Here is an 11,890-nt window from a genome sequence, read left to right on the forward strand (position 1 = left end):
AGACACGAAGTTCACGAAGAAAAACCAAGGTAATAACTTCGTGCTCTTCGTGGTGATATGTTCTTAAATTAATGCCTCTGAGGTTACCCGCCCCCTCATCCCCATTGGGATTTACGGACATTAAAATTGCGACCTTTTATTTTGCCGTTTCTCAAGCAAGCCAGGGCTTTATCAACACTGTCGCGCTTGATAGCCACGTAAGCATGAGCATCAAAAATATCAATTTTGCCTACTTCACTACCTGCGATTCCTGCGTCACCGGTTAAAGCGCCCAGTATATCCCCAGGACGCACTTTATTTTTGCGCCCGCCATCTATCCACAAGGTCACCATCGGCGGCTCGAAGCGCTGCTCGTGGCTCATTTGAAAAGGCGCCACTTCGTCCCATTTGGCGGGAGTATTTTGATACTCCTCAATAGCTTTAACCCGGTTTAATTCCTGCTCCGTGCATAAACTTAACGCCAGGCCTTTTTTACCGGCGCGACCGGTACGCCCGATTCTGTGTACGTAGATTTCGGGGTCCCACGGTAAGTCATAATTAATCACCGCCTGCATATCCTTGATATCCAGACCCCGCGCAGCGACGTCGGTGGCAACCAGAACGGAGCAGCTCTTATTGGAAAATCGCACTAATACCTGGTCCCGATCCTTTTGCTCCAAATCGCCATGCAGTGCCTGAACGGTAAAACCGCTGTTTTCAAGCGAACTCGCCACATCCTGACAATCTCTTTTGGTGTTGCAAAAAACCACGGTCGATTCAGGCCGATAGTACGATAAAAGATAACCCAGTGCGTTCGTCCTTTTCGACTTTTCCACCTGATAAAAACGCTGTTCAATATCGCTGTCGTGATGACTGGTTTCAATACTGACGGAAACCGGCTTAAACTGGAATTTCTGGCTTATTTCCCGAATAGGATCGGTATAAGTTGCTGAAAAAAGCAGCGTTTGCCGATGCGTCGGTGCATATGAAATCACGTCAGTAATGGCCTCTTCAAAGCCCATATCCAGCATCCGGTCGGCCTCATCCAACACCAGCACCTTGAGGTTGCTCAAACGTAAACTGCGTTTACCCAGATGTTCCTGCAACCGTCCCGGCGTACCGACCACCACATGAACGCCATGCTCCAGCGAAGCCCGCTGCGGCCCAAAAGGCACGCCGCCGCACAAGGTCAGCACCTTGATATTTTGCGTAAATCGGGCCAAGCGCCGAATCTCCTTGCAGACCTGATCGGCAAGCTCCCGAGTTGGACAAACAACCATCGCCTGGACTCTAAAACTGTTCAGGTCCAACTTGGATAACAGGCCGATACCAAACGCGGCGGTTTTACCGCTGCCGGTTTTAGCCTGCGCAATCACATCCCTGCCCTCAAGAATATGCGGCAGACTCTCCGCTTGAATGGGCGTTAAGTGGGTATAACCCAGGGATTCAATGTTTTCAAGCAAGGCGGGTTTTAAAGCTAGGGATGAAAATTTGGCAGTACTCACTAAGGACTCTTTATATTGACGTGAATGGCGGCGAAGTGCCGTAATTCGAATGGTAATGATACCAGATACCGGAGGGTTAAGCCGGACAAGGTTGATTTTTCAGTATAAATTCAATCTGCGGACGCAATGATCGACGCTCCCACTCCGAAGCACTCATCTTTATAAATAAGTCAGGGTAGCTTGGCGGTTCCACAAATACTTGAGTAACGCAAAGTTTCACATCCCTACGCCCTGGATCCCGGCAATCCCTGCCGGGATGACGCGCGTTTAACTATTTATGTATAAAGATGAGGCCGAAGCATGGGAACAAAACACAACAATTACTTTAATGATACCAAGCTAGCTCGACACATCAACAAACCCGTGCAAGCCGCGTTTAGACTTAACAGCCAACCAGTCTTTCAATTGTTTTAATTCTTCGGTTTCTTCCAATCCATCCAGGCTTTGTTTGTTTTTTAACAGGCGAAATGCCGCCGACAACACTTTATAGCGCTCGCCGGTAATCCCTGCGCGTCTTAAACCTACGGTGTTTAACTTGTAATGCCGGGCGGGGCGCCCGCCAATCAGCATAAAGGGAATGACATCCATATTAAGACCGGTTGTGCCCTGCACTATCGCATACGAGCCGATTCTGCAAAACTGGTGCGCAACCACCGCACCGCCGATGAAAACATTATTGCCGACTTCAACATGACCGCCAATGGCGACATTATTGGCAAATATGGTGTTATTCCCGACCGTGCAATCGTGCGCGACATGACTGTTGTTCATAAAAAAACAACCTGAGCCGATGCGCGTTTCGCCGTTTTCCTTAGAGGCTCGGTGCGCCGTAAAGCCCTCTCTAAAGACATTGTTATCGCCGCAAATCAGCCAGGAAACCGTTTCGGCTTTAAAACCGGTGTCTTGCGGCAATCCGCCCAATACGGCGTGCGGGTGTAAAATATTGCCGTCACCCATTTTCACATGGCTATGCACCACGGCATGAGCGCCCACCTGACAGTTAGCCCCCAATTGTGCACCTGTTTCAATAACGGCAAAAGGCCCTACCGTAACATTGTCTCCCAGCGATACATCCTCTGCTATATAGGCGGTCGGGTGAATATTTTGAGCCATCTTTTATCCTCTTGGATGATATTTTGAGTGTAATTCTTTGAGTCTTTCGCGGGCAATATGGGTGTAGATTTGCGTGGTCGATAAATCCGAATGCCCGAGCAATAACTGCACGACCCGCAAATCCGCGCCATGGTTTAACAAATGCGTGGCGAACGCGTGTCTTAAGGTATGCGGCGACAACTCCTTGTTAATTTGAGCTTTTTTCGCGTGACGCTTGATAATATGCCAAAAAGCCTGCCTTGTCATGCTGTCCGCCCGGTTGGTAACAAACAGGTAATCGCATTGCCGCTCACCAAGAATAGTCTTTCTGGCCTGGACCATATATTCTTCCAGCCAGCCCATGGCTACTTCGCCAACCGGCACCAAGCGTTCTTTGTTGCCTTTGCCGATAATCCTGACCACGCCTTGCCTAAAGCTGATCTGCTCAAATTTTAAATTGACCAGTTCCGACACCCTAAGCCCTGTGGCATAGAGCATTTCCAGCATGGTTCTATCCCTGAAACCCAGAGCATTGGTGACTTCAGGCGCGTCCAGCAACAACTCGACATCTAATTCAGATAACGATTTGGGCAACGGCTGGCCGATATGGGGCGATTCTATCAAGGCGGTCGGATCGATTTTGATGCTGTTTTCCCGGATGTAATAACCGTAGAAGCGACGCAGACTGGACAAAATACGCGCAGTAGACCGGTTGCCAATGCCTTCTTTATGGCGTCCCTCAAGAAAGTCTGACAGCTGCCCCCCGTCCACTTCCAGTATCGGCTTATCCTTCAGCCATTTGGCAAAAATCCTCAAATCGCTGCCGTAAGCCGAAAGTGTATTTTCGCTCAAGCCCTGCTCTACCCAAACTGCATCGAGAAATTGGTCGATTAAAACGGTTGCATTCATTTCTTATGGCTGGCTTCAAATTCCAGTAATTTGTATTTTATTGCCATTAAATCACCTTCGGTTTGCCCGCAATAACCGCCCATGCCGGAAACGGAAACCACCCGGTGACAGGGAATAAATAAAGCATAAGGATTATCCCTGCACGCATTGCCGACTGCTCGCGCTGATGAACCTATTTTCTTGGCCAATGCAGAATAAGTCATGGTTTCGCCAAAGGGTATCTGGCAAAGCGCAGTCCAGACCTGGTTTCTGTAAATACTGCCTTGTTTTAGCAGCTTGATGTTAATAAGTTTATCGGGATTCTGCCAATAGAGGTTTAATTCGTGTTCTGCAGGCGAACTCGAGCCAGCACCCGGCTCCCAGTCTGTTTTGCTAATCACGCCTTGCCGGCTAGTTAAAACAAACTGTCCAGCAGGAGTCTGAACCCTTACAGCGTCCTCGGCTCCCGAGCAGTTTTCCACCCACTCTATTATAAATGGCATTAAACAAGTCCTAACTGATGTTAATTATTGACAAAAAGACAAGCAATAAAGAAATTTACAATTCTAAGTATAAAAATGCAACCAGACTAACTCTACTTTGTCAGATTTCATGATTACACATCCAGGTCGTCATTCCGGCAGGGATTGCCGGAATCTTAGGCTCCATGGATAGATTCCGGCTTACCATCCACGGCACTGGATACCCGCTCCCGGCGGGTATGACGAGCCCACGCATAATCTGGCAAAGTAAAGCTAAATCATTAGCCATAAAAAAAGGCAGCTTAAGCTGCCTTTTTTATTTCACGTAAATCAGCTTGATTAAAGTTTTTCTTTAATACGCGCTGCTTTACCAGTCAGGTCACGCAAGTAATACAACTTGGCACGACGTACATCGCCGCGACGCTTAACGTTGATCTCGCTAATGATAGGGCTGTGAGTCTGAAAAACACGCTCAACACCAGTACCGTGAGAAATTTTTCTTACTGTGAAAGCTGAGTTTAATCCGCGATTACGTTTTGCAATTACGATACCTTCAAAAGCCTGAATTCTTTCACGCTCGCCTTCTTTTACCTTAACTTGTACAACAACTGTGTCACCTGGACCAAAGTCAGGAATCTGTCTCAGTTGTTCCGCTTCCAATTCATCAATAATATTGCTCATTACCACACCTTAATTTAAACCAACTCCACAATAAATTCTCTAAGCAAATTTTCCTGCTCTGCACTCAAATTCTTTTTTTCCAACAAATCCGGTCGTCTCTGCCAGGTTCTTCCCAAAGCCTGCTTCATTCGCCAGCGGTCTATATCCGCATGATTGCCGCCTAATAAAACCTCCGGCACCGAATGTCCTTCAATCTGTTCAGGCCTGGTAAAGTGCGGACAATCCAGTAAACCATCGCTGTGAGAGTCCTGCTGGGCTGAATCCTCATCACCAAGCACACCCGGCAGCAACCGGGTCACCGCATCAATGACGACCAATGCTGCAAGCTCGCCGCCACTGATAACATAGTCACCGATAGACCATTCATCATCGCAATCCAACTCGACAAAGCGCTCATCAATGCCCTCGTAACGCCCCGCAACTAAAATCAATTGCGATACTTTACAAGCTTCGGCTAACAAAGCCTGTGTAATCGGTTTGCCTTGCGGACTCAAATAAACCACTTTGCTGGTCCCAGCGCCTGCCTTCTTGGCATCACTAACCGCATCATGCAACGGCTGATACTTCATGACCATGCCTGGGCCGCCGCCATAAGGACGATCGTCAACAGTTCTATGTCTGTCGTGGGTATAATCCCGAGGGTTCCATACCGACAAACTGACTATCTTGCGTTCGATTGCTCTTCCCGTTACACCGTAACTCGCAGCCGCTGCCACCATTTCCGGGAATAATGTTACAACGTCAAAACGCATGCTGTTAATTAAAACTCAGGATCCCAATCGACAACAATTTTACCGGCATCCAGATCAACATTAATTATCGTTTGTCCCTGTAAAAACGGAATGACCCGCTCTCGCTCGCCCTGAACAATGATCACATCATTAGCGCCTGTTTCCAAAAGGCTATCAACCACGCCTAACTGAACGCCATCAATGGTTTCAACATTCAAACCGATCAAATCGGACCAGTAATACTCACCTTTAGCCGCTTTCGGCAATTGATCCTGGGTTATAAAAATATCCCAGCCCATCAGGCTTGCTGCTTGATCCCTATCATTAACGTCGGTCAGCTGAGCGACTATCGTCTTACCTTGTAGCTGCCCATCAACAACATTAACTGTTTTTGTCTCGTCGCCTTTTTTCAACAACCAAGGAGAATAGGTTAAAATATTTTCCCTCGGATCAGTGAAGGAAAATACCTTAACCCATCCTTTTATGCCAAAAACGCCGGAAATCTTTCCAACGCTTATATGCTGTTGCTCTGACAACTCAGTTTATGCCGCCGCTTTACGTGCGTCTTTAATCAATTTTGCAACGCGATCAGAAGGTTGTGCGCCATTGGCTTTCCAATGATCGACACGATCACAATCTAAACGCAATTTTTCTTCATTGCCGCGCGCCAAGGGGTTAAAAAAACCAAGACGTTCAATATATCGACCGTCACGGCCGCTTCTGCTATCGGTTACAACAACGTGATAGAAAGGACGATTTTTCGCGCCGCCTCTAGAAAGACGAATAGTTACCATCTAAGTTCCTCAAAAACATTTAGTCAAAATTTAATCGACTTATTTTACTCAATTTTTTCTATAAGTAAAGAACAACGCACATCCCATCAAGTTCATTCACTTTAGCCATCGAATAAGTCGTCATTAACGCAACAATAATTACCTTCTCATACCCATGCCGCGCACATTATTTTTTATGCCCCGCATCATATTCGCCATATTGCCCGCTTTGAAGCGTTTCATCATCTTCTGCATCATCATAAACTGCTTCAAGATGCGATTAACATCCGATAACTGCTGCCCGCAACCGTCAGCGATACGCTTCTTCCGGTTGCCTTTAATCAAATCAGGATAGCGCCTTTCTTTCATGGTCATGGAATTAATCACCGCAATCTGACGCGATAATTCCTTGTCATTAACCTTATCTTTCATTTCCTGGGGAATGCTGCTCATACCCGGCAATTTATCCAGCATAGAGCCGACTCCACCCATATTTTGCATTTGCTGCAATTGCTCACGAAAATCCTCCAGATCAAAAGCCTTGCCTTTTTGCAGTTTTTTGACAAGCTTCTCGGCCTTCTCCTTATCAACTTTCTGCTCGATCTCTTCAATCAAGCCCAGCACATCGCCCATACCCAAAATACGGGACGCGATACGGTCGGGATAGAAGGGTTCCAAAGCATCGGTTTTCTCGCCCATACCGATGAACTTGATCGGCTTGCCGGTAATGTGACGTATAGACAACGCCGCACCACCTCGCGCATCGCCATCTGCCTTGGTCAGGATAATCCCGGTCAACGGCAAGGCATCATTAAAGGCTTTTGCAGTAATCGCGGCATCCTGCCCGGTCATGCTGTCAACAACAAACAAGGTTTCGACAGGATTGATTGCCGCATGCAATTCTTTAATCTCGCCCATCATTTCATCATCAATATGAAGACGACCGGCGGTATCGATAATAATGACATCAAGAAATTTTTTCTTCGCCGCTTCAATGGCATTTTTAGCAATATCAACTGGCTTTTGTGAAATGTCGCTTTCAAAAAAATCCAAAGAAAGCTCATTTGCAAGCATCTGCAACTGCTTAATAGCCGCCGGACGATAAACGTCGGCACTGACTACACCGACTTTTTTCTTTTGATTTTCTTTCAGCCAGCGACCTAATTTGGCGACCGTCGTGGTTTTACCTGCCCCCTGCAAACCGGCCATTAAGATGATCGCCGGCGGAACAGCATTAAGATTCAGCTTTTCGTTTGCCTCGCCCATCACGGCAACCAGCTCAGCCTGAACCAGCTTAATCAGCGACTGGCCGGGCGAAAGACTGGACTGAACTTCCTGACCTAACGCGCCTATTTTGATACGCTCAATAAAGTCCGTAACCACCGGCAAAGCGACATCAGCCTCAAGTAAAGCCATACGCACTTCGCGCAGGGTGTCCTTGATATTGTCTTCAGTCAAGCGCCCCTGACCTTTAATTTTTTTAAGCGTGCTACTTAATCGATCGGTTAAATTATCAAACATATCAGTGTCTTTATTAAATCTTAAGGAAACCATTCACTAACGCAAATGCGTTAGGACTATTTAATAGGATATATTAACATAGCCATTAAGGCCTTTGCATTAAACTCAAGGGAATTTGTGGTGCGCTGGGGAAGCGACTTATCGCCCTATGCGGAAGCTGATGCCGCCCACCCACATCCATACCGGCAATAAGTCCACACATTATCTATTGTTCACATACCAATAAAACGATTCTAATGAACACCACTCTCGCTACCTTTTCAATTTGTACTTATCTGGCAAGCACGCTGTTTATTGCCCGAGACACGCATCAGAACAGGAGACAGCACACACCGCTTTATCTGGCCTGGGCAGCAGCATGCGCCCACCTTTTATATACCGCCATCGCTTTCCAGCAAAACAACAGCTTCAACTTTAGCTTTATCAGCACAGCATCCCTGATTTCACTGATTGTCGCCCTGCTGCTACTCATGGCGACACTGACCAAACCTGTCGAAAAACTGGGCGTCGTCATTTTCCCCATTGCCGCCATCATGCTGGCGCTGGAGCTGAACCTGCCCGAAAAACCGCATCTACTGCACACCCACAATTGGCAGATGAGTGTCCACATATTAACCTCGATTATCGCGTTCAGCCTGCTAAACATTGCCGCCCTGCAAGCCGTGTTGCTCGCCATTCAAGACCAGCAACTTAAAAGCCATCCGCCCAAACGCTTGATCCAGTCATTACCTTCCTTGCAAACCATGGAATCATTGTTATTTCAAATGCTTGGCACAGGGCTTTTTTTCCTGACCATTTCATTGATCAGCGGCTTTATTTTTATTGAAGATTTATTTGCACAGCATTTAGCGCACAAAACTGTTTTATCGATTATCGCCTGGATCATTTTTTCCAGCCTGTTAATAGGCCGATTGCGTTACGGATGGCGAGGAAAAACCGCAGTCCGCTGGACTTTAACCGGCTTTGTTTTGCTGCTGCTGGCTTACTTTGGCAGCAAACTGGTGCTTGAATTAATTTTAAAGAAGACCTGATAAAAAAAGAGCGACTCCAAGTCGCTCTTTTTTTATCAACTTCATTATTATGAAGTTTTATCGACTCGAACCTGTGCCTTATGCATGCACATCAATTCGACCGGGACCTGCTACGCCAGTAGCCGAATCTATTAATTTTAAAGCCGACTCCCCTTGAGCTCTTTCAATATCCTGACCTTTCTTAACGACAGCCACCGCCACATCTTGCATCGCGGTCTTCTCTTTCATAAGAGCCGTTGCTAATCCCGGCGCGTTTGAACCACCTACTGAACTTATCATAAAAACCTCCAAAATTTAAACGTCCTAAGGTATTATCGTCCTGTGTATACAATACTTTAACTTAATATAAACCCAAGTGATTAATTGTCTTTTTATCAAACCATAAAACACTTCTTCACATATTAAATCAAAATCAGGACTAGCTCACCCTTGAATCCATTATTACGCTATTTACACGCAACTCCCGATACTTACGTAATTTTTCAGCAAAGCTTTGCCGTATTTTGGTCCTGAATAACGATGCTGGAAACCTCTAAAAACACACTGGATCCGTCCGATTGGAATGCCTTTCGGTTGCAAGGCCATCGAATGCTGGACGACATGATGGACTACCTTGAACATCAGCGCGACCAACCGGTCTGGCAGCCGATGCCTGAAGAAGTACGACTTTCATTTCGGCAAGCATTGGATGACGGACAACATGATCTCGAAAGCGCGCATCAACTATTCATGAAAGATGTGCTCCCCTACGCCTTAGGCAACGTCCATCCCGGTTTTATGGGTTGGGTTCATGGCGGAGGAACCCCGATCGGAATGCTGGCTGAAATGTTGGCGGCAGGACTAAACGCCAATCTTGGCGGACGCGATCAGGCTCCGATAGAAATCGAACGACAGGTCGTGCAGTGGACTCGGGAATTGTTTAAGTTCCCGGAAACCGCCAGCGGCCTGTTTGTAACCGGAACGTCAATGGCCAACCTGATTGGCGTATTGATCGCACGCACCGCCCTGTTAGGCGTCGGCGTCCGCCATGAGGGCATTACTGCCGGCAATCGGCAGTTGATTGCCTACACCTCGGCCAACGCCCATGTCAGCATTGTCCAGGCCATGGATATTGCCGGTTTCGGCAGCAACGCCCTACGCACGATACCCGTCGATGAGCGATACCAAATGGATATAGCGGCGCTTGAGCTTGCCGTCGCCGAAGACCGAAAGGCAGGAATGACGCCGTTTTTCATTGCCGGAACGGTAGGTACCGTAGGCGTAGGCGCCATTGATAACCTTCATTCTATTGCCGAGCTTTGCGAACGAGAAAACATCTGGTTCCACGTCGACGGCGCATACGGCGCGCTGGCCATGCTGGCGCCGGATATTGCACCGCGCTTGCAAGGCATCGAACGCGCCGATTCCATTGCCTTTGATTTCCATAAATGGGGACAAGTTCCTTACGATGCGGGATTTATATTAGTGCGAGACGGTGAGCTGCATCAAAGCGCATTCGCCTCGCCCGCCGATTACCTGAAACGCGAATCCCGGGGCATGGCGGCAGGTTCGCCGTGGCCGTGCGACTTCGGCCCCGATCTTTCACGCGGGTTTAGGGCGCTCAAAACATGGTTCACCCTAAAAGTTTACGGCGCGGAAAAATTAGGCCAAGTTATCTCAAATACCTGCACCCTGGCCCAACACATGAAGCGGCGTATCGAAGCCGAACCGCTGCTGGAACTGCTTGCGCCCGTTGCCTTGAATATCGTCTGCTTCCGCTATCGTAGCGCCGACGCCAACCGGATCAATGCCGACATTGTGATCGCACTACAGGAATCAGGAATTGCCGCACCCTCAACGACGACTCTCAATGGACAGCTAGCCATTCGAGCCGCCATCGTTAATCATCGCACCACCGCAAACGACATTGACGCCTTGATCAATGCCGCGCTAGAACTGGGTAAAATTGCCTCCAAAAATACCCCACAGGCGCAACCTTAGGAAAAACCAATGCACACCAACAAACTTACCGAACCGCTGATCGGCCTGGCAAAGCTGATGCGAATGGCCTACTCCGACTGCGACCTTACCCCCCTGGGCACGCAATTAATCGAACGCGCCGAAACCGATACCGGTGGACATGCCTTAATGGATTTATCCACGGTTTTACAACTCAGGGGTAATCGCGAATTAGCCTTGACCATGCAAGCCCAGGCCATCGAAAGTCAGCAAATATACGCTCCGCCCACTGCGACCAGCCAAGTTAATATTCGGCTGCTTGCAATCATGGGACCGGGCGATTTAATGGCAAATACGCCTCTGGAATTTCTGCTGGAAGACTCCGATGTTGCCCTCGATATAGTCTATGTGACCCAGGACTTGCCGTTACCGGCCAATCTCCCGGATCACGATGTGCTATTCGTTGCCATTGCCCAATCCGACCTGAATATGCCGTTATTGAAAGAGATCGATACCGCCATAGCATCATGGCCGCGCCCGGTACTTAACAGACCGGATCGCATTGCATTGCTGTCGCGCAATGAGGCTTGCACATTGCTAAAATCCGCTCCGGGCGTGGAAATGCCGATCACGGTGCGCATAGCCCGGCAGACGCTGGAACAAGTCGCCGATAAAAAGCGGCCACTCACCGACATTCTTGAAGACGGCGCATTCCCGATCATTATCCGTCCCGTCGACTCCCACGCCGGGAAAGACTTGGACAAAATAGATAATACTGGCGCTCTGGTTAGCTATCTGCAAAACATGCCCAACAATGAATTCTATGTATCCCGTTTTGTCGACTATCGTCGGCAGGATGGCTTGTTCAGAAAATATCGCATCGTCCTGATCAATGGCAAGCCCTTTGTCTGTCATGTAGGCATATCCGAGCACTGGATGATCCATTACCTGAATGCCGGCATGACCGAAAGCGCCGAAAAACGCGCCGAAGAAGAGCGCTTTATGATCGATTTCGACAACGCCTTTGCCCGTAAACACGCCGAAGCCTTCCACGCCATCAACGAACGGGTTGGACTGGACTATCTGGGCATCGATTGCGGCGAAACCGCTGACGGCAAGTTGCTGATTTTCGAAGTTGACAGCTGCATGATTGTCCATGCCATCGATCCGGTCGATGTCTTTCCCTACAAACAACCGCAAATGAACAAAGTATTCGACGCCTTTCGCCAGATGTTACAGGACGCCATGCAACGCGACTCTGCTTAAATA

The 11,890-nt window shown here is 48.2% G+C and carries 13 protein-coding genes; 3 read left to right on the top strand and 10 right to left on the bottom strand.

The annotated features are described in order from the left end of the window. Positions 1 to 95: 95 nt before the first annotated feature. The 9 genes from dbpA to ffh form a co-directional block, all read right to left on the bottom strand. The gene (gene dbpA / locus METTU_RS05965) at positions 96 to 1,484 is read right to left on the bottom strand and encodes an ATP-dependent RNA helicase DbpA (RefSeq protein WP_006890409.1); all 1,389 of its coding nucleotides are present in this window, start codon (positions 1,482 to 1,484) and stop codon (positions 96 to 98) included. 339 nt (positions 1,485 to 1,823) lie between these two features. Further along, entirely contained in the window at positions 1,824 to 2,597 is a 774-nt protein-coding gene (gene lpxA, locus METTU_RS05970) for an acyl-ACP--UDP-N-acetylglucosamine O-acyltransferase (RefSeq protein ID WP_006890410.1), read from the bottom strand. 3 nt (positions 2,598 to 2,600) lie between these two features. Continuing rightward, the gene (gene xerD / locus METTU_RS05975; protein ID WP_006890411.1) at positions 2,601 to 3,485 is read right to left on the bottom strand and encodes a site-specific tyrosine recombinase XerD; all 885 of its coding nucleotides are present in this window, start codon (positions 3,483 to 3,485) and stop codon (positions 2,601 to 2,603) included. Then, on the bottom strand, positions 3,482 to 3,967 hold the full coding sequence (locus METTU_RS05980; RefSeq protein WP_006890412.1) for a methylated-DNA--[protein]-cysteine S-methyltransferase: 486 nt from the start codon (positions 3,965 to 3,967) through the stop codon (positions 3,482 to 3,484). The genes xerD and METTU_RS05980 overlap by 4 nt, the downstream gene beginning before the upstream one ends. Positions 3,968 to 4,285: 318 nt before the next feature. Next, positions 4,286 to 4,627 (bottom strand): 50S ribosomal protein L19, encoded by a 342-nt coding sequence (gene rplS, locus METTU_RS05985; RefSeq protein WP_006890413.1) that lies wholly within the window; start codon positions 4,625 to 4,627, stop codon positions 4,286 to 4,288. A 14-nt stretch (positions 4,628 to 4,641) separates the two neighbouring features. Next, positions 4,642 to 5,379, bottom strand: coding sequence for a tRNA (guanosine(37)-N1)-methyltransferase TrmD (gene trmD, locus METTU_RS05990; protein WP_006890414.1), 738 nt, complete (start codon positions 5,377 to 5,379; stop codon positions 4,642 to 4,644). A gap of 8 nt (positions 5,380 to 5,387) precedes the next feature. Continuing rightward, positions 5,388 to 5,894, bottom strand: coding sequence for a ribosome maturation factor RimM (gene rimM / locus METTU_RS05995; RefSeq protein ID WP_006890415.1), 507 nt, complete (start codon positions 5,892 to 5,894; stop codon positions 5,388 to 5,390). A gap of 6 nt (positions 5,895 to 5,900) precedes the next feature. Then, on the bottom strand, positions 5,901 to 6,152 hold the full coding sequence (gene rpsP, locus METTU_RS06000) for a 30S ribosomal protein S16 (RefSeq protein ID WP_006890416.1): 252 nt from the start codon (positions 6,150 to 6,152) through the stop codon (positions 5,901 to 5,903). 138 nt (positions 6,153 to 6,290) lie between these two features. Further along, on the bottom strand, positions 6,291 to 7,652 hold the full coding sequence (gene ffh, locus METTU_RS06005; RefSeq protein WP_031436938.1) for a signal recognition particle protein: 1,362 nt from the start codon (positions 7,650 to 7,652) through the stop codon (positions 6,291 to 6,293). A 236-nt stretch (positions 7,653 to 7,888) separates the two neighbouring features. Here ffh and METTU_RS06010 point away from each other — a divergent pair, with 236 nt between their 5' ends. Next, positions 7,889 to 8,683, top strand: a complete 795-nt coding sequence (locus METTU_RS06010) for a cytochrome C assembly family protein (RefSeq protein ID WP_006890418.1) — start codon at positions 7,889 to 7,891, stop codon at positions 8,681 to 8,683. A 78-nt stretch (positions 8,684 to 8,761) separates the two neighbouring features. On the opposite strand, the gene METTU_RS06015 is transcribed toward METTU_RS06010, so the two are convergent. Further along, positions 8,762 to 8,962, bottom strand: a complete 201-nt coding sequence (locus tag METTU_RS06015; RefSeq protein ID WP_006890419.1) for a hypothetical protein — start codon at positions 8,960 to 8,962, stop codon at positions 8,762 to 8,764. Positions 8,963 to 9,202: 240 nt separating this feature from the next. Between METTU_RS06015 and METTU_RS06020 the strand changes: the two genes are divergently transcribed. Together METTU_RS06020 and METTU_RS06025 are read left to right on the top strand one after the other, a co-directional pair. Then, positions 9,203 to 10,663, top strand: a complete 1,461-nt coding sequence (locus METTU_RS06020) for a pyridoxal phosphate-dependent decarboxylase family protein (RefSeq protein WP_006890420.1) — start codon at positions 9,203 to 9,205, stop codon at positions 10,661 to 10,663. Between the two features lie 9 nt (positions 10,664 to 10,672). After that, positions 10,673 to 11,887 (top strand): ATP-grasp domain-containing protein, encoded by a 1,215-nt coding sequence (locus METTU_RS06025; protein ID WP_006890421.1) that lies wholly within the window; start codon positions 10,673 to 10,675, stop codon positions 11,885 to 11,887. The last annotated feature ends 3 nt before the right edge of the window (positions 11,888 to 11,890 follow it).

It is taken from the genome of Methylobacter tundripaludum SV96 (genome assembly GCF_000190755.2).
Lineage (GTDB): Bacteria > Pseudomonadota > Gammaproteobacteria > Methylococcales > Methylomonadaceae > Methylobacter_A > Methylobacter_A tundripaludum.